Source organism: Massilia sp. PWRC2 (assembly GCF_049896725.1).
In the GTDB taxonomy this organism is placed as follows: Bacteria; Pseudomonadota; Gammaproteobacteria; order Burkholderiales; family Burkholderiaceae_D; genus JAFCUW01.
Map to the genome: position 1 here is coordinate 161,058 of NZ_JAFCUW010000002.1, position 18,101 is coordinate 179,158.

At 61.4% G+C, this 18,101-nt stretch carries 13 protein-coding genes and 1 other RNA gene; 8 read left to right on the top strand and 6 right to left on the bottom strand.

Annotation, left to right across the window (positions count from 1 at the left end; genetic code table 11):
- Positions 1-94 precede the first annotated feature (94 nt).
- Complete coding sequence (locus tag ACP7BZ_RS05480) at positions 95-1,579, bottom strand: ATPase domain-containing protein (RefSeq protein WP_426110854.1); 1,485 nt, start codon at positions 1,577-1,579, stop codon at positions 95-97.
- Complete coding sequence (locus ACP7BZ_RS05485) at positions 1,572-1,994, bottom strand: hypothetical protein (protein ID WP_426110856.1); 423 nt, start codon at positions 1,992-1,994, stop codon at positions 1,572-1,574. The genes ACP7BZ_RS05480 and ACP7BZ_RS05485 overlap by 8 nt, the downstream gene beginning before the upstream one ends.
- A gap of 715 nt (positions 1,995-2,709) precedes the next feature.
- Between ACP7BZ_RS05485 and ACP7BZ_RS05490 the strand changes: the two genes are divergently transcribed.
- Both ACP7BZ_RS05490 and ACP7BZ_RS05495 read left to right on the top strand, forming a co-directional pair.
- Positions 2,710-5,502, top strand: coding sequence for a hybrid sensor histidine kinase/response regulator (locus ACP7BZ_RS05490; protein ID WP_426110858.1), 2,793 nt, complete (start codon positions 2,710-2,712; stop codon positions 5,500-5,502).
- A 190-nt stretch (positions 5,503-5,692) separates the two neighbouring features.
- Positions 5,693-6,295 carry a hypothetical protein gene (locus ACP7BZ_RS05495; protein ID WP_426110861.1) on the top strand — a complete coding sequence of 201 codons (603 nt, stop codon included), beginning with the start codon at positions 5,693-5,695 and terminating at the stop codon, positions 6,293-6,295.
- Positions 6,296-6,460: 165 nt separating this feature from the next.
- On the opposite strand, the gene ssrA is transcribed toward ACP7BZ_RS05495, so the two are convergent.
- The 4 genes from ssrA to ompA all read right to left on the bottom strand — a co-directional run bounded on the left by ssrA (position 6,461) and on the right by ompA (position 9,264).
- Positions 6,461-6,821: a transfer-messenger RNA gene (gene ssrA / locus ACP7BZ_RS05500) on the bottom strand.
- A 65-nt stretch (positions 6,822-6,886) separates the two neighbouring features.
- Positions 6,887-7,576 carry an HAD family hydrolase gene (locus ACP7BZ_RS05505; protein WP_426110863.1) on the bottom strand — a complete coding sequence of 230 codons (690 nt, stop codon included), beginning with the start codon at positions 7,574-7,576 and terminating at the stop codon, positions 6,887-6,889.
- Positions 7,577-7,710: 134 nt separating this feature from the next.
- Positions 7,711-8,412, bottom strand: a complete 702-nt coding sequence (gene ubiG, locus ACP7BZ_RS05510) for a bifunctional 2-polyprenyl-6-hydroxyphenol methylase/3-demethylubiquinol 3-O-methyltransferase UbiG (protein ID WP_426110865.1) — start codon at positions 8,410-8,412, stop codon at positions 7,711-7,713.
- A gap of 132 nt (positions 8,413-8,544) precedes the next feature.
- A complete protein-coding gene (ompA, locus tag ACP7BZ_RS05515; RefSeq protein ID WP_426110867.1) occupies positions 8,545-9,264 on the bottom strand; it encodes an outer membrane protein OmpA in 720 nt (239 codons plus the stop codon).
- A gap of 406 nt (positions 9,265-9,670) precedes the next feature.
- On the opposite strand from ompA, the gene gyrA reads away from it, so the two are divergent.
- From gyrA to aroA, 6 genes are all read left to right on the top strand, one after another.
- Entirely contained in the window at positions 9,671-12,391 is a 2,721-nt protein-coding gene (gene gyrA, locus ACP7BZ_RS05520; protein ID WP_426110869.1) for a DNA gyrase subunit A, read from the top strand.
- A gap of 102 nt (positions 12,392-12,493) precedes the next feature.
- Positions 12,494-13,591 carry a 3-phosphoserine/phosphohydroxythreonine transaminase gene (serC, locus tag ACP7BZ_RS05525; protein ID WP_426110874.1) on the top strand — a complete coding sequence of 366 codons (1,098 nt, stop codon included), beginning with the start codon at positions 12,494-12,496 and terminating at the stop codon, positions 13,589-13,591.
- Positions 13,592-13,627: 36 nt separating this feature from the next.
- Positions 13,628-14,698: a prephenate dehydratase gene (gene pheA, locus ACP7BZ_RS05530; RefSeq protein WP_426110876.1), complete on the top strand. Its 1,071-nt coding sequence runs from the start codon at positions 13,628-13,630 to the stop codon at positions 14,696-14,698.
- Between the two features lie 19 nt (positions 14,699-14,717).
- Positions 14,718-15,848: a histidinol-phosphate transaminase gene (hisC, locus tag ACP7BZ_RS05535; protein ID WP_426110878.1), complete on the top strand. Its 1,131-nt coding sequence runs from the start codon at positions 14,718-14,720 to the stop codon at positions 15,846-15,848.
- A complete protein-coding gene (locus ACP7BZ_RS05540) occupies positions 15,848-16,777 on the top strand; it encodes a prephenate dehydrogenase (RefSeq protein WP_426110880.1) in 930 nt (309 codons plus the stop codon). Before hisC ends, ACP7BZ_RS05540 begins: the two co-directional genes overlap by 1 nt.
- Entirely contained in the window at positions 16,764-18,095 is a 1,332-nt protein-coding gene (gene aroA / locus ACP7BZ_RS05545) for a 3-phosphoshikimate 1-carboxyvinyltransferase (RefSeq protein WP_426110882.1), read from the top strand. The genes ACP7BZ_RS05540 and aroA overlap by 14 nt, the downstream gene beginning before the upstream one ends.
- Positions 18,096-18,101: the final 6 nt, after the last annotated feature.

The following is an 18,101-nucleotide window of genomic DNA, read 5'->3' on the forward strand; positions in this document are numbered from 1 at the left end:
CTGGGGGCGGCGCTGATCGCAGCGCCGACGCCATTCTCCCTGCGGACATACAGGCCATCGCGGGCGGCGCAAGGCCGCCCGCGATGGGTCCGTTTCAGGAAATTTTCAGCGGCTTTCGGAAGCGCGTTGTGCGTTTGGTTCGCACTGGCCTGCCGGTCAGTACACCGGTGTACCCGCTCACACGCTTGCCGATGACGGTGCGGCCATCGACGATGTCGTAAAAGCGCATGTCCTTGCTGTGATCGCTGCCACGCACCTTGACGACCGAGAGCACGCGGCGGAACTGTCCATCAAGTTCCATGTAGCGCTGGTTGACGATGGCGTCAGCCAGGAAGGCGTTGCCGTACGAACTAAAGCGCAGCATGTCGTAACGGTCTTCCAGTTCCGCCGTCATCAATACCGTCACGCCCTTGGCGGTCAGAATCGCCACCAGACGATACATCGCTTCGCGGTAGTCATCGCGGAAAATTGATGACAGTGCCAGCTCAAAGCCGGACAGGGAATCGATGACCACGCGGCGCGCCTTGGTCTGGTCGATCATTGCCACCAGGTCGTGCAGGATTTCATCGATCGACAGGTCCAGCGCCCGCGTGTTGATGACCCCCACCATGCCGGAGCTAACCAGTTCATTGAGCTGGTGGCTTAATAGTTGGTTGGGGCTTTTTTCAAACTCGGCAATGATGCCATGTTCGCCGCGCCGTGCCCCTTCGGCCAGGAACTCGGTGGCCAGGATGGTTTTGCCAGAGCCACTGGGGCCGGCCACCAGCAGCGAATAGCCGGCCGGCACGCCGCCGCACATCATGGCGTCGAGTTCGGCGACACCGGTGGAGACGCGCTCTGCACTTAACGGCATGGCGGGCATGAACGGCGTTTCCATGACGGCACGCGGAAAGATGCGTACGCCGTCGTCATCGATGCGGAAGGTATGTGCCCCCAGTTTCTGGGCGGCGCCGCGCATTTTGACGACTTGAATCTTGCGGACCATCGAGTCACCGCGCACCAGTTGTGACAGCCACAGGATGCCATCGGCGACGGTGAAAATGGGGCCCGATTCCTCATCTGGCTGCAAGTACTCGCCGATCAGGAAGGTGGTCGCTTGCCAGCTGGTCATTTGCATGCCCAGCTGCTGCACAAAATGCTGCAGATCGGAAAACCCCTGGTCACCCGAGGGCGCTGCCTGCGCCACCGAACGGAACGAGTCGACGAACACTAGGCTGGGCGAAAATTCTTGCACTTCGTCGATGATGCGGGCGATCACACGGTCGAAGTTGCCATCGACCATATCAGCAGCCACATTGACGAAGCGGATCGAGCTTTCCAGTTTGTCGAAGTCAAAGTACGAAAACTGTTGTTGGTAACGCAGCATTTTCAGTGGCGGCTCGCCCAGCACCGTAAAAAACAGGGCGCGGCGTTGCGGGTTGGCCAGCGAAAACATGATTTGGTGGGCGAGTGTGGTCTTGCCGCTGCCGGGAGTACCGGCGATGAGATTGAACGAAAATTCGGGGACGCCGCCACCAACCAGTTCGTCGAACCCGGGCACGCCTGAAACCAGCTTGCCAATGTGTACTCGCTTACCCATTCTGCTGCTCCTTGCTTTTGTTTCCGGCGCCGGCGTGTCCTAGCGCTGGCTGCACGATTAATGTGGTCATGTGCTCACCGATGAGAACCGCGAGTATGTCGATCAACGTGGTGAGTAATAGTTCGCTGGCCGCGTGCGTCTGCGCCGCGGAGTAGCCTTCGAAGCACTCGCGCAGCAGATTGAACTCGGGGTCTGGTGGGCGCGTGCGGGGGTCATAGAGCAGCCAGGGGAAGTCGAGATTGACCCGGTGTGCGCTGCGATAAAGCAAAGTTTCGAAACCTTGCTCGCCAATGATCCCTACCAGGCTGTTGGCCAGCAATTCCAGCACCTCGATGCTCTTGTTGACCGCGTCATCGGGGTCGCTTGCTAGCAGCCTTGTGATTATGGCCCGGGGTGAATCCTCGTCTGTTGCCATGATTTTGCCGGAGTGATGAATGTCGAATTTGGGCTATTCTAAAACAAAAAGTAACAATTGAGGCGCTTCCTTGCATCAATAGTTTACATATTTGAACGTCCCGCCGATGGACCAATGGTTCATTGGGAAAAATTGTTTAATTTAAGTTGTCGATGGGCGTCATTTCCGTCATTTATATGCTTAGCATTGCTTCTAAAAATACACAATTTTCACTAATGCGGATGAATGATTTGTGAGATATTTTGGTCCGTCGACTGATAAAATTTCGCATAAGCAATAATATCTCCTTTGTCAATGGTGCCAGCGCCCACCGGTTGCGCCGCTGTCGTGTACGCGCGCACCGTCTTGCTTCGCCGAGTGTAATGGCTGCACCGCTATTGCGGCATGAGTAAAAATCACTAGTAACAATGGCGCTTCGACGGCCAAGAACAGGGGCGGCGTGTGTACCGTAAAAACCTTGTTTTTCGAGTATTTATGTCATCATTGCACATTGCACATTGCACATTGCACGACGCAGTCTGCCCTGCCAGCAGTACGCCACGATGGCTTTATTTCGTCAAGTTTTTGAATCCCTGGCCCTGCTGCCCTCCCAAAGTGCCGAAGGCGGATTGACAATGGAAGGGGGTAAATGATGCAGCCGATTACAACGATGCCTTCAGCGGGGACCTCGCACGGGCAACCGTTGGCGCTTGACGACGTTGTCGCAACATCTGTGTTGCAGCACCGTCCTCACCGCGCGGCAGACCACCGCAGCGAATGCCTGGCACTGGGCAGCCTTGCACAAATACTGGCAGACTCCCCTGCGCTTGCGCTGCAGGCGGTGGCCGACACGCTGCTGCACGTCCTTGCAGCCGGCTCAGCCGGCGTGAGCCTGCTGTCGAGGGACGGTAGCGGGCTGGTCTGGCAGGCAGTCGCCGGTGAATGGCAGCGCTACGCCGGCACGACCCGGTTGCGCGGCCTGGACCCTTGTGGGGCGGTCATTGCCGACGGTCTTGCCCTGTTGTTTACGCGGCCTGAAAATACCTTTCCCGCATTACTGCACGCCGCGCCGGTGGCACAGGAATTTCTCGTTGCGCCTTTCTATATCGACGGCCACATCGCTGGCGCGCTCTGGGCCGCCTCGCACGGCTCGCATGAGGCGGCGCGATTGTTCGATGGAGAAGATTTGCGCCAGCTGACGAGCCTGTGCCGCTGCGCGGCCGCTGCGGCCATGGCCGGTCGAACCCACGCCCTGCAGCACGATACCGAAGAGCGCTGCGGCGCGTTCCTCACGGCCGGCTCCGACGTCGTCTATCGGATGAATGCAGACTGGAGCGAGATGCGGCAACTGGTCGGGCGCAATTTCATTGCCGATACCGGGGCGCCCGATGGGGGCTGGCTGGCAGCCTACATTTATCCGGAAGACCAAGCGCAGGTGTTGCAGGCGATTGGCGATGCGATTGCCCGTCAAAGCATGTTCGAGATGGCGCACCGGGTGATGCGTATCGATGGCAGCGTTGGCTGGACCATCGCGCGCGCGGTACCCCTGCTTGACGGGGGCGGGCTGATCGTCGAGTGGGTCGGCTTCGCCAGTGACGTCACTGCCAGCAGGGACGCTGCGCGCGCGCTGGCCAGTTCGGAAGCGCGCTATCGCAGCCTGTTTGAGTCCATGGACGAAGGCTATTGCCTGATCGATGTTCTGTTTGACGAGAACGACCATCCGATCGATTTTACTTACCTCGAAGTCAATCCCGCGTTTGAAAAACTTACCGGCATGCACGGCGCCGAAGGCAAGCGCGTGCGCGAATTTTTTCCCGATCTGGAAACCGCGTGGTTCGACATCGTTGGCAGTGTCGCCTTGACGGGCGAGCCGGTGCGCACGATCAGCGAAGCGAAGCCGATGCATCGCTGGTTCGATTTATATTGTTTTCAGATAAAGGGAAATAGCGGCAGGAGTGTCGCCGTGTTATTTAACAACATCACCGAACGCCGCCGCGCGGAAGCCGCCCTGCTGCATTCGGAAGCCTTGTATCGCGATCTGTTTAACTCCATCGACGAAGGTTTTTGCGTCATTGAAATGATCTTCGATGCATACGGCGACGCGGTCGATTACCTGTTCCTGGAGGTCAATCCCATATTTGCCGCGCAGTGCAATTTGCACGATGCGCCAGGCAGGCGCATGCGCGAGATCTCGCCCGCGCATGAAGATTTTTGGTTCGAGATGTATGGCAAAGTCGCGCTCACCGGCGTGGCGGTGCGTGTGCAGGCCGAGTGCACTGCCTTGCAGGGCTGGTTCGACATCCAGGCGTTCCGCGTCGGTGGGCCCGGCAGCTGCAAGGTCGCGGTGATATTTAATAATATTACCGAGCGTCGCAGCACCGATCAGCAACTGCAGGCGCACGCGCACGCGCTGGCAGACCTTGATCGCCGCAAGGACGAATTTTTGGCCCTGCTCAGTCACGAATTGCGCAATCCGCTGGCCGCCCTGGCAACTGCCGCGCAGTTGCTGCGATCGCGGCAAACAGACGATGCGGTCGAGCTGCATGCCTGCGCCCTCATCGAGCGCCAGGTGGGTCGGCTCAAGTACCTTGTCGATGATTTGCTTGAAATCTCTCGCATCACCAGCGGCCGCGTCCAGTTGCATCTCGACCGCGTCGAACTCAATGATATTGTTGCGCGCGCCGTCGAAACGACGCAACCGGCGATGGCCACACACCGGCACACGCTGACCGTCATGCCGTCGGTGCAGCCACTGTGGTTGCACGCTGACGCTGCCCGACTGGAACAGGTGGTGGTCAACCTGCTGGCCAATGCAGCCAAATACACCGATGCGCGTGGGCACATCACGCTGACGGTCGAGCAAGAAGGGCAGGAGGCGCTGGTGCGGGTGCACGACAACGGTATCGGCATCGAGGCAGAATTACTGCCACGTATTTTCGAGCTGTTCTCGCAGGCCGATCGCTCGCTGGACCGCTCGCAGGGCGGGCTGGGCATCGGCCTGTGCCTGGTGCAGCGCCTGGTGATACTGCACGGTGGTAGCGTTGCGGTGGCCAGCACGCTGGGGGAGAGCAGCGAGTTCATCATACGTTTGCCCATCATGGCGCTCGAGCAGGCGCCGCTGGCGCTGCCACCGTATGCGGCCATTATGCCGCCGGCGGCAGCGGGACGAGGCATCAACATCCTGGTGGTCGACGATAATGAGGACCTGGCGCAAAGTCTGGCCATGCTGCTTGAGCTCGAAGGCCATGAGGTGCGCACCGCCCATGACGGTCCGGCCGCGCTGGAGGCCGCCGCCGCCGGGCGTCCGCAAGTGATGCTGCTCGATATAGGCTTGCCGGGACTTGACGGTTTTGAGGTTGCCAGACGAATCCGCCAGTCGAGCAGCATGCAGGATGTCGTGCTTGTTGCAATGACAGGCTGCGGGCAGGAGGCCGATCGGCAGCGGTCTCTGCAGGCGGGGTTTGATTACCACCTGGTCAAGCCTGCTGAATTTGCGGCGCTGCAGGAAATTCTTGCGGGGATTAGGTAGGGCGGGCCACGCGATGGCCGTGTGGCTAGATATCATTTTAGCAAAGTGCTATGCTCACCGGCGGACGCGCATCCGCTAGCAGTCACTGCAAAGCGGTGCGCCTTACCCGCAGTTGTGCAATGGCAACCACCGGCTGCGCCGCTATGACATTTTTAACTGATCAATTCCACATTCACCATCTGGAGTCGTCATGTTCGGCAATTTATTTAAAATAAAAGCCGTGCCGAAGAATGAAGTCGCCAAGGCGTTCATCGTCGTGCAACTCAACGCGCGCCTGCAACCCATGCATCGCGCCGAATTCTTCGAAGATCCCCTGGACGACCTCCTCACAGCGCATGGCATCGGCGAAATCAGCGGCGGCGGCACGCTGCAGAGCAAGAGCGGGGAGATCGAGTTTTGTGATATCGAAATTGAGGTCAGCAACGCTACTGAGCAGACGGTGCAAGCGATCATTCACCGTTTGGAGGAGCTCGGCGCACCGAAAGGATCCAAGCTGACGATCGGCGCCAGCGACCGTGAAATCGCTTTTGGCGCCAGCGAAGGGATGGCAGTGTATCTCAATGGTTCCAGTCTGCCTGACGAGGTTTACCGGGAATGCGATTCAAATTTTGTGTACAGCGAATTTGATCGCTTGCTCAATGGCAGTGGCCGCGTGCTCAGTTACTGGCAAGGGCCAACTGAAACTGCCTGCTACCTGTGTGGCGGTTCGTTTGTCGAGATGAGAGAGAAGATTTCGGGATTCATCGCACGTTATCCGCTTTGTCAACAATGTCGGGTTGTGCAGATCGCGTAGTGGCTAACAAGAGATGCAGGCAGAGGTCGATGGCGCGTTTGAATGAATGCCCGCAGGCTCGCCGCATGCGGCTCGAAACCCCTGCTACGCCCCGCGGCTTCGATTCCCGCCGCCTTTGGGGCCGACGAAAAAAAACCGTCCACAGGACGGTTTTTTAGGATGCGATGGTGGAGGCGGCGGGAATCGAACCCGCGTCCGAAAGCACTCTACAGACAGTTCTACATACTTAGCACTGCCATTTAATTTAACCGGTACAACGCGGACGTGCACGCTGTGTACAAGCGAGTTACCTATTATTTAGTCGAATACTAAGTAACCCAGTATCAGACGAGTCCCTGTAAATGACTCTAGAGCGTTTGACGGCCCACCCCAGGGACGAGGTGTTCTAGAGCTAACAGCAATTAAGCTGCCAGTGCGTACGAGTTATCGTTTGCAGTTAAGTTTTTTCAGGTTGTATTTACGAGGTGACCCGCCCTCGGTATGCCCTGCGCTGCTTTGCAACCCCCGTCGAAACCAGGTCGCCCCCACAGAACTTCCATTGTAGCGCAAAGCGTCCGCCCATGTGCGCCACACGCCACCGCAACAACACACTCAGGCAGGCGAAGCAGTCAGCTCCTGCAAGGTGCTCAATAATTTCAATGGCGACTCCAGCAGGAAGTCGGCGCCCCAATGCACCGGGTCGAGCTCGCCGCAATAGCCCCAGGCGCAAGCCACTGTGACCATGCCGGCGGCACGGCCCGCTTCGATGTCGCGGACGTCGTCGCCCACATACCAGCAGTGTTCCGGGGCCACATCGAGACGGCGCGCGCCTTCGAGCAGCGGGGCAGGGTGGGGCTTGGCAAAGCCGGTGGTGTCGCCAGAGACAATGCAGCCGGCATGCGCCAGGCCAATTTGCGGCATCAGCGGATCGGTGAAGCGCGATGGCTTGTTGGTCACCACCCCCCACGCCATGCCGGCCGCGTGGATGCCGTCGAGCAGTTCAACGACGCCGTCGAACAGCGTGCTCTCTACCGCCATCGCCGTTTGATACCGCTCGAACCACTGGACCCGCAACTCTTCGAAGCCATCGTCGGCCGGTTGCAGGCCAAAGGCGGCGCCGATCATGCCACGCGCACCGGCCGACGCCGTGGGCCGCAGCACAGCATACGGGGTCGGCGCCAGGCCCCGCTCAGTGCGCAGGAAGTTGACCGCCGCCGCCAGGTCCGGTGCAGTGTCGGCCAGAGTGCCGTCGAGGTCGAACAGGATGGCGCGCGGCGCAGCCATCGGGAGAGGTCGGTTCATGGATGTGGTGGTCGAAAAGAGCGGCGATTGCAGGTTAAACAGCACAGCGGAGGATGCCGGCATCAACGCCGGCGCGCTGCGCCGGCCAGCGCGCGGCAGCACCGCCAGCGTGGCCAACGCGGCCAGCGCGGCCTTTATAGCGGCTTGGTGCAGGCGATCATGTAATTGACGCTGGTATTGCTGCCCAGCGAATACACCTTGGTAAACGGGTTGTAGGTCATGCCCTTCACGGCGTCGACCTGCAGGCCCGCCTGACGGACAAACTGCGACAGCTCGGCCGGGGTGACGAATTTGGCGTAATCGTGGGTGCCCTTGGGCAGCAGCCGCAGCACGTATTCGGCGCCAATGACGGCAAACAGATAGGACTTGGGGTTGCGGTTGAGGGTGGAGAAAAACACCCGCCCGCCCGGCTTGCACAGGGCCGCGGCGGCGCGCACGATGGCAGCCGGGTCGGGCACGTGCTCGAGCATTTCCATGCAGGTGACGACGTCGTACTGGCCCGCTTCGCGCGCTGCCATGTCTTCGGCCGAGATCAGTTCGTAGCGCATGTTCATGCCCGCTTCGAGGCTGTGCAGGTCGGCCACTTTGAGGGCTTTTTCGGACAGATCGATACCGGTGACGTCAGCACCCTTGCGGGCCATCGATTCGGCCAGGATGCCGCCGCCGCAGCCGATGTCGATGGCCTTGCGGCCATGCAGCGGCACGCGCGCGTTAATCCATTCGAGGCGCAGCGGATTGATGTCGTGCAGGGGGCGAAATTCGGAGGTCGGGTCCCACCAGCGGTGGGCAAGGTCACTGAATTTCTGGATTTCGTGGGGGTCGGCGTTTGCGTTCATGGGGGAATAATAACGGGTATTTGCGGGAGCGGGCGAATGACTGCCATTTTGCCCGGGTCAGACGTAAAAAAACCCCGCCGCAGCGGGGTTTTCTGATAGCGGCAGCGCCAGTGGCGCCGCGCTGCTCAGCAATTACTTGTTGCGGGTGCCGACGACTTCGATCTCGACGCGACGGTTCTTGGCGCGGCCATCAGCGGACTTGTTGTCAGCCACTGGTGCTTTTTCGCCTTTGCCTTCGGTGTAGATACGGTTCGCTTCGACGCCTTTGTCTTGCAGGTACGCCTTGACAGCTTCAGCACGACGCACCGACAGTTTCTGGTTGTAGTCGTCGGTACCGACCGAGTCGGTGTGACCGACGGCGATGATGACTTCCAGGTTCATGCCTTGCAGTTTCGAGCCCAGATCGTCGAGGCTGGCTTTGCCGGCTGGCTTGAGGACGGCCTTGTCGAAATCAAAGAAGGCATCCGCCGAGTAGCTCACTTTTTCCGACACGATCACTGGGGCGACGACGGGCGCTGGTGCCGGTGCTGGCGCAGGCGCTTCCACCGCGACTGGTGCCGGCGGTGCCACACATTTGCCGTTTTCCAGTTTCTCTGGCTCGACGCACAGTGGCAGGTCGCAACCTGGCACGGCATCGGCCGGGGTCCAGTAACCAGTGCGCCAGCACAGGCCGAACGGGTTGCGGGTGATGATACCGCGTGCATCTTGCACGTAAGCGCTGTAAGGGGAGTTGGCCTTCAGGTCAACCGTCAGGGGCGCGTACGGTGGGGCGGTAGGCGCGCTGCTCTGGGCGAACGCGCTGCCGGCCATCGCTGCGGATGCGGCGAGAACGAAGGTGGCTAATTTATTCATATTTCTTCTTCCTTTCGGGGGGTAATATCCGCAGCAAACACTGCGCAACTGGCGTGCATGGACAGAATAGTAACATCAACATTTGCGCTATTCGCAGTCTGCTTGCGAAACAGGCAATTGAATTCCCGGCCATTTTGCCACACCCTGACAAGCAGCACGATGGCGCCGTAGTTCTTTCACTAGCCCTTTTTCAGTGCACGTTGTTTCCATGCAACATGGTTGAAATGCACCGTGAAGGTGCTTGACAAGTCCATCGCTGGTGCGGATTTGTCCATCTTGCCCAGCTGCGGAATTGTTCTATGGCTATTCGTGACATGGTAATATCGGCGTTCGCTCGTTCCGTAGCAGCGCTTTAACAGTATCGCTTGAAGCATAACCACCTATAGCCTGAGACCAGCCCCCCGCAATGGATCAATTCGCAAAAGAAACAATTCCGATTTCCCTCGAAGAAGAGATGCGCAAGAGCTACCTCGATTACGCCATGAGCGTGATCGTTGGCCGCGCCCTGCCGGATGTGCGTGATGGCCTCAAGCCGGTGCACCGCCGCGTGCTCTTCGCCATGCACGAGATGAACAACATCCACACCCGGCCGTACGTCAAGTGCGCCCGCGTGGTCGGGGAAACCATGGGTAAGTACCACCCCCACGGCGACGCCTCGATCTACGACACGCTGGTGCGGATGGCCCAGGATTTTTCGCTGCGCTACACCCTGGTCGATGGCCAGGGCAACTTCGGTTCGATCGATGGCGACTCTGCCGCCGCGATGCGTTACACCGAGTGCCGCCTCGACAAGATTGCCAGCGAGGTGCTGGCCGATATCGACAAGGACACGGTCGACTTCCAGCCGAACTACGATGGCAAGGAAAAAGAGCCGACCGTCTTGCCGACCCGCATCCCGAACCTGCTGATCAACGGTTCGTCCGGCATCGCGGTCGGCATGGCCACCAATATCCCGCCGCATAACATCACCGAGACCATCAACGGTGCCCTGCACGTGCTGCGCAACCCCGATTGCACGATCGATGAACTCATCGAGATCATCCCGGCGCCGGACTTTCCGACCGCCGGCATCATCTACGGCGTCTCCGGCGTGCGCGATGGCTATCGCACCGGCCGTGGCCGCGTCGTCATGCGCGCCAAGACCCACTTCGAAGAATACGGCAAGGATGGTGGCCGTATCGCCATCATCGTCGACGAACTGCCCTACCAGGTGAATAAAAAATCGCTGCTCGAGCGCATCGCCGAAAACGTCCGCGACAAAAAGCTCGAGGGCATCAGCGACATTCGCGACGAGTCGGACAAGTCCGGCATGCGCGTGGTCATCGAGCTCAAGCGTGGCGAGGTGCCCGAAGTGGTGCTGAACAACCTGTATAAACAGACCCAGCTGCAAGACACTTTCGGCATGAACATGGTGGCGCTGGTCAACGGCCAGCCGAAGCTGCTGAACCTCAAGCAGATGCTCGAATGCTTCCTGGCGCACCGCCGCGAAGTGGTCACTCGGCGCACCGTGTTCGAGTTGCGCAAGGCGCGCGAACGCGGCCACATGCTCGAAGGCCTGGCCGTGGCGCTGGCCAATATCGAAGATTTTATTGCCATCATCCGCGCGGCACCGACGCCGCCGGTGGCCAAGACCGAGCTGATGGCGCGCTCGTGGGATTCGTCGCTGGTGCGTGAAATGCTCACCCGTACCGCTGCGGGTGGCACCGTTGGCGGCATCGAAGCGTTCCGTCCCGAGCACCTGCCCAAGCACTACGGCATCCAGGCCGATGGCATGTACCGCCTGTCGGACGAGCAGGCGCAGGAAATTCTGCAGATGCGTCTGCAGCGCCTGACCGGTCTCGAGCAGGACAAGATCGTCGCCGAGTACAAGGAAATCATGGAGCACATCGCCGATCTGCTCGACATCCTGTCGAAGCCATCGCGCGTAACCACCATCATCACCGACGAACTGACCGTCATCGTCAACGAGTACGGCACCGGCAACAAGGACGTGCGCCGCTCGACCATCGAGATGAACGCCACCGACCTTGAGACCGAAGACTTGATCACCCCGCAAGACATGGTGGTCACCCTGTCGCACACGGGCTACATGAAGTCGCAGCCGATTTCCGAATACCGCGCGCAAAAGCGCGGCGGGCGCGGCAAGCAGGCCATGGCGACCAAGGAAGAAGACTGGATCGATCAGCTGTTCATCGCCAATACCCACGATTTCATCCTGTGTTTCTCCGACCGTGGCCGGATGTACTGGCTGAAGGTATGGGAAGTGCCGCAGGGTTCGCGCAATTCGCGCGGCAAACCGATCGTCAACATGTTCCCGCTGCAGGACAACGAAAAGATCACCGTGATCCTGCCGCTGTCGGGCGTCAACCGCAGCTTCCCCGAAGACCATTATGTGTTCATGGCGACCTCGCTGGGCACGGTCAAGAAGACGCCGCTGAAGGATTTTAGTAATCCAAGAAAAGCCGGCATCATCGCTGTCGACCTCGATGAAGGCGACTTCCTGATTGGCGCCGCACTCACCGATGGCGAGCATGACGTCATGCTGTTCTCCGATTCGGGCAAGGCAGTGCGCTTCGAAGAAACCGATGTGCGTCCGATGGGCCGCACGGCGCGCGGCGTGCGCGGCATGAATCTCGAAGAGGGGCAAAACGTGATCGCCCTGCTGGTGGCTGAAAACGAGCAGCAGTCGGTGCTGACGGCGACCGAAAACGGCTACGGCAAGCGCACCCCGATCACCGAGTACACCCGCCACGGCCGCGGTACCAAGGGCATGATCGCCATCCAGACCAGCGAGCGTAATGGCCGCGTGGTGGCGGCCACGCTGGTCGAGCCGAAAGACGAGATCATGCTGATCACCACCGGCGGCGTACTGATTCGCACCCGCGTATCGGAGATCCGCGAAATGGGCCGCGCCACCCAGGGCGTCACCCTGATCGCGGTCGAAGATGGCACCAAGCTGTCAGGCTTGCAGCGGATCGTCGAGACTGACCTGGAAGAGGTGGTGCTGTTGCCGGGTGCACTGCAGGCGCAAGAGCCGGAGATGCGCTCGCCGACGGTGGGTAATCCGCCGCCGCCGGACCAGCCGGCCAGCGACTTGCCGCCGGACGACGCGCCCGACGCCGAGTAAGGCAACCGAGGGGAGAGCGCAGCTTTCCCCTTTTTTATTTATACTGGAGTGCGGCCCAGGTGCTGTTCATCGCGCCGGTATCGCTTTGACGGGGGAATCGCTGTGACCCACATCTACAATTTTTCTGCTGGTCCCGCAGTGCTGCCGCATGCCGTGCTGGCGCAAGCCGCCGCCGAGATGCTCGACTGGCAGGGCAGCGGCATGTCCGTCATGGAAATGAGCCACCGCGGCCCCGAATTCATCGCCATCTACCAGCAGGCGGTGGCCGACCTGCGCGAGCTGCTGACGGTGCCCGACAATTACCGCATCCTGTTCATGCAGGGCGGCGGGCTGGCGGAAAACGCCATCGTGCCGATGAATCTGCTGGGCCGCGCCGCTGGGCCGGCAACCATCGACTTCGTTCACACCGGTTCCTGGTCCGGCAAATCGGTCAGGGAAGCGGCGCGCTACGCCACCGTCAATGTCGCTGCCAGCGCCGAACAGAGCGGGTTTGCCGGCGTGCCGCCGCAGCAGTCGTGGCGCTTGACACCCGGCGCCGCCTATCTGCACGTGTGCACCAACGAGACCATCGACGGCGTCGAATTCGATTTCGTGCCGACCATTCAGGGCGATACGCCGCTGGTTGCCGATATGTCGTCGCACATCCTCTCGCGGGTGATCGACGTGTCGAAATATGGCGTGATTTTTGGCGGCGCGCAGAAAAACATCGGTCCCGCTGGTCTGACCGTGGTCATCGTGCGCGACGATTTGCTGGGCCACGCGCTGCCAATCTGCCCGTCGGCCTTCGACTGGAAGATCGTCGCCGACAATGACTCGATGTACAACACGCCGCCCACCTACGCCATTTATATCGCTGGCCTGGTCTTCGCCCACCTGAAAAAACTCGGTGGCGTGGCCGCCATCGAAGCGCTCAATATTGAAAAAGCGCGCCTGCTGTACGCCGCCCTCGACGCTGACGACTTTTACGTCAACCGGGTGGTGCCAGCGAACCGCTCGCGCATGAACGTGCCATTTTTCCTGCGCGACGAAGCGCGCAACACCGAATTTTTGGCTGGCGCCACCGCGCGCGGGCTGCTGCAACTGAAGGGCCACAAGTCCGTCGGCGGTATGCGCGCATCGATCTATAACGCGATGCCGATCGAGGGCGTACAAGCCCTGGTCGATTATTTGAACGACTTCGCCGGCCGCTCGCATCGATAGCGAGCCGGTGTCCACTCGAACCAATGTAAGCGGACCATGACAGACAAACTCACACCATTGCGCGTACAGATCGATGCGATCGACGCGCAACTGCTCGATTTATTCAACCAGCGCGCGCGCCTGGCGCAGCAGGTTGGCCACGTCAAGGCCGAAACCAGGGCGCCCGTATTTCGCCCGGAGCGCGAAGCGCAAATCCTGCGCGGGGTCGCCGAGCGCAATCCCGGCCCCCTCAAAAACGCCGACCTGCAAACGATTTACCGCGAAATCATGTCGGCCTGCCGCTCGCTGGAAAAGCGCGTGGTGGTGGCCTACCTGGGCCCGGCCGGTACCTTTTCCGAGCAGGCCGTCTATCAACAGTTCGGCGGCGCCGTCGATGGCTTGCCGTGCGTGTCGATCGATGAAGTGTTCCGCGCCACCGAAGCGGGTACCGCCGACTTTGGCGTCGTCCCGGTGGAAAATTCGTCGGAAGGGGCGATCAACCGCACCCTCGACCTGATGCTCGCCACCACCGCCCTGATCAGCGGGGAGGTGGCAATTGCCGTCCACCACAGCCTGATGAGCAAGACCGGGGCGATGGAGGGCGTCACCGTGGTGTGCGCCCATTCGCAGGCGCTGGCGCAGTGCCAGGGCTGGCTCAATCAGCATTACCCGCAGCTCGAGCGGCGCGCGGTGGCGTCGAACGCCGAGGCGGCGCTGATGGCCGCTGGCGACGCCGGCATCGCCGCCATTGCCAGCGACATGGCGGCCGAACAGTACCAGCTCGGCGTGGTGCAGGCGCACATCCAGGACGACCCGCACAACCGCACCCGCTTTGCCATCATCGGCCAGCTGCAAACCAATCCGTCTGGCCTGGACAAGACCTCGATCGTGATGGCGGTGCCGAACAAGGCCGGCGCCGTCTACGACATGCTGGCGCCGCTGGCCACCAACAGCGTGTCGATGACGCGCTTTGAATCGCGGCCGGCGCGCATCGGCACCTGGGATTACTATTTTTATGTCGACATCGAAGGCCATCTGTTCGATCCTGCGGTCGCCAAGGCGCTGGAGGAATTGAAGGACAACGCCGCATTTTTCAAGGTGCTGGGTTCCTACCCGGTCAGCCTGTAGTTTTTTGGAGAGTCCTTTCATGAGCAAATCCGAAGTTTCCTCTTTTGGCCCCGACTATGTGCGTGCCATTGCCCCCTACCAGGCCGGCAAACCAATCGCCGAAGTAGCGCGCGAATTTGGCCTCGATGAAGCGGCCATCGTCAAACTGGCGTCGAATGAAAACCCGTTCGGCGTGCCGGAGTCGAGCCGCCAGGCGATGGCCGCCGCCGTCGCCGAACTGGGGCGCTACCCCGACGCCAACGGCTTTGCCCTGAAAGCGGCACTGTCGACGCGCTACGCCGTACCCGCCGACTGGATCACCCTCGGCAATGGCAGCAACGACATCCTCGAAATCGCCGCCCACGCCTTCGTCGCTGCCGGCCAGTCGGTGATCTATTCGCAGTATTCATTTGCCGTCTACGCCCTGGCCACCCAGGGCGTCGGCGCGCGCGCCATCGTGGTCCCGGCCACCGACTATGGCCATGACCTCGATGCCATGCTGGCCGCCATCGCGCCCGATACCCGGCTGATTTTTATCGCCAACCCCAACAACCCGACCGGCACCTTTATTCCTGCCGCGCGCATGCAAGCCTTTCTCGACCAGGTGCCGGCGCAGGTCATCGTCGTGCTCGACGAAGCCTACAACGAATACCTGGCCGCCGAACACCAGTTCGAGTCGGCCGAGTGGGTGCGCAGCTACCCCAATCTGCTGGTCTCGCGGACGTTTTCAAAAGCCTACGGACTGGCCGGCTTGAGGGTGGGTTTTGCCATCGCCCAGCCGGGCTTGACGGACTTGATGAACCGTATCCGCCAGCCGTTCAATGTCAATTCGCTGGCGCAGGCCGCTGCCGTCGCCGCCCTCAACGACAGTGCGTTCCTCGCGCAGGGCGCAGCCAACAACAGCGCCGGTTACCGCCAGTTTGTCGAAGCGTTCGACGCCCTCGGTCTCGAATACGTGCCCTCGTTCGGCAATTTCGTGCTGGTGCGGGTGGGCGACGATCCCGAAGCGGGCGCGCGCGTCAATCTGGCGCTGCTCAAGCTGGGCGTGATCGTGCGACCGGTCGGCAATTACGGCTTGCCCAACTGGCTGCGTGTGTCGATCGGCCTGCCCGCCGAAAACGCGGTCTTCATCGCGGCGCTCAACAGTGTGATGAACAAGGTGCTGCGCTAATGCTCGACAAGGTCGTCGTCATCGGCGTCGGCTTGATCGGCGGCTCGTTCGCGCTGGCTGTCAAGCGCGCTGGCGCCTCCCGCGAAGTGGTCGGCATGGGGCGCTCGCGGCAGGTGCTCGAACGCGCGCTGGCGCTCGGCCTGGTCGACAGCATCACCACCTCGGCGCAAGACGCCATGCGCGGCGCGGCGCTGGTGCTGATCGCCGCGCCGGTGGCGCAAACGGGTCCGATCCTGGCGGCGCTGCTGCCGTACCTGGAAGCGGGCACCGTCATCACCGACGCCGGCAGCACCAAGGGCGATGTGGTGCAGGCCGCGCGCGCAGCGCTGGGCGCGCGCATCGGCCAGTTCGTGCCGGGCCACCCGATTGCCGGGCGCGAGTCGAACGGCCCGGAGGCTGCCATCGTCGACCTGTACGCCGGCAAAAAAACGGTGCTCACGCCGCTGCCGGAAAACCGCTTTGGTGACGTCGAACGGGTCGCTGCCGCCTGGCAGGCCTGCGGCGCCATCATTCACACCCTCAGTCCGCAGCAGCATGATCAGGTGTTCGCCGCCGTCAGCCATTTGCCGCACCTGCTGGCGTTCGCGCTGGTCCATGACATCGCCAATAAACCGCACGCCGAGCTGCTGTTTCAATATGCCGCCAGCGGCTTTCGCGACTTCACCCGCATCGCCGCATCGTCGGCAGAGATGTGGCGCGATATTTCGCTGGCCAACCGCGACTGCCTGCTCGCTGAGCTGGACGCCTACCTGGCGCAGTTGACCACCCTGCGCGGCTATCTCGCCAGCGAGGACGGCGCCGCCATCGAAGCGGTGTACGCCAATGCCGCGCGCGCGCGGCGCGCCTGGAGCGGCGCCATCGAAGCGGGCGAGCCTGCCGCAGCCGGTAGCGCCCCCACACCCAAGGATCAACAGCATGAGCCAAACTAAACACTACCCCGCCCACATCGACCTGCGCCCGGCCATTCACGCCGCTGGCACGGTCACCCTGCCGGGCTCGAAATCGATTTCCAATCGCACCCTGCTGCTGGCGGCCCTGGCCGCAGGCAGCACCACCATCGTCGGCCTGCTGGCCTCCGACGACACCATGGTGATGTTGGGCGCGCTGCATTCGCTGGGCATCGCCTGGCAGCAGCACGATGCGCATACCCATCTTGTGCACGGCGGCGGCGGCGCACTGCCCAATCAAGCCGCCGATCTGTTCATGGGCAATGCCGGCACCGCCATCCGCCCGCTGACGGCGGCGCTGGCGGTGATCGGTGGCGACTACACCCTGCACGGCGTCTCGCGCATGCACGAGCGTCCCATCGGCGACCTGGTCGACGCCCTGAACGCCGTTGGCGCGCAGATCGACTACACGGGCGAAGCCGGCTTTCCACCGCTGCGCATCCGCCGCGGCCACATCCACGCGGCGGCCATGTCGGTGCGCGGCAATGTATCGAGCCAGTTCCTCACCGCGCTGCTGATGGCCGCGCCGCTGATGGCGCGCGAGCATGCGGTGACCATCGCCGTTGAAGGTGAGCTCATCTCAAAGCCGTATATCGAGATCACCCTGAACCTGATGCGCCGCTTCGGCGTCACCGTCGAACAGGATGGCTGGCAGTCGTTCACCGTACAGCCGGGACAAAAGTACACCAGCCCCGGCACCATCCACGTTGAAGGCGACGCCTCCTCGGCCTCGTATTTTCTGGCTGCCGGCGCCATTGGCGGCGGTCCCGTGCGGGTGGTGGGTGTCGGCGCCGCCAGCATCCAGGGTGATGTGCGCTTTGCCGACGCCCTGGAAAAAATGGGCGCCACCATCACCCGCGGCGACGACTGGATCGAGGCCTCGGCCGCGCATCCGCTGCAGGCGATCGATATGGATTTCAACCATATTCCGGATGCCGCCATGACCATCGCGGTGGCCGCCCTGTATGCCGAGGGCACCACCACCTTGCGCAATATCGGCAGCTGGCGCGTGAAGGAAACCGACCGCTTGAGCGCGATGGCGACCGAATTGCGCAAGCTGGGGGCGACGGTGGAGGAGGGCGCCGACTTCCTGCGGGTGACGCCGCCGGCCACCATCGCTGCGGCCACCATCGATACCTATGACGATCACCGCATGGCCATGTGTTTTTCGCTGGCCTCGCTCGATGGCAAGGCGCGCCGTGGCAATGCCATTCGCATCAACGATCCGCACTGCGTGGCCAAGACTTTCCCTGATTATTTTGAAGCGTTCGCCGCCATCGCCAAGAACGAGCTGTTTTAGTTGTTG

Coding starts and splice junctions, on each gene's coding strand:
- aroA (WP_426110882.1), top strand. CDS start 16,764: ATGAGCCAAACTAAACACTACCCCGCCCACATCGACCTGCGCCCGGCC.
- ACP7BZ_RS05495 (WP_426110861.1), top strand. CDS start 5,693: ATGTTCGGCAATTTATTTAAAATAAAAGCCGTGCCGAAGAATGAAGTC.
- ompA (WP_426110867.1), bottom strand. CDS start 9,264: ATGAATAAATTAGCCACCTTCGTTCTCGCCGCATCCGCAGCGATGGCC.
- gyrA (WP_426110869.1), top strand. CDS start 9,671: ATGGATCAATTCGCAAAAGAAACAATTCCGATTTCCCTCGAAGAAGAG.
- ACP7BZ_RS05540 (WP_426110880.1), top strand. CDS start 15,848: ATGCTCGACAAGGTCGTCGTCATCGGCGTCGGCTTGATCGGCGGCTCG.
- ACP7BZ_RS05505 (WP_426110863.1), bottom strand. CDS start 7,576: ATGAACCGACCTCTCCCGATGGCTGCGCCGCGCGCCATCCTGTTCGAC.
- pheA (WP_426110876.1), top strand. CDS start 13,628: ATGACAGACAAACTCACACCATTGCGCGTACAGATCGATGCGATCGAC.
- ACP7BZ_RS05485 (WP_426110856.1), bottom strand. CDS start 1,994: ATGGCAACAGACGAGGATTCACCCCGGGCCATAATCACAAGGCTGCTA.
- ubiG (WP_426110865.1), bottom strand. CDS start 8,412: ATGAACGCAAACGCCGACCCCCACGAAATCCAGAAATTCAGTGACCTT.
- hisC (WP_426110878.1), top strand. CDS start 14,718: ATGAGCAAATCCGAAGTTTCCTCTTTTGGCCCCGACTATGTGCGTGCC.
- ACP7BZ_RS05480 (WP_426110854.1), bottom strand. CDS start 1,579: ATGGGTAAGCGAGTACACATTGGCAAGCTGGTTTCAGGCGTGCCCGGG.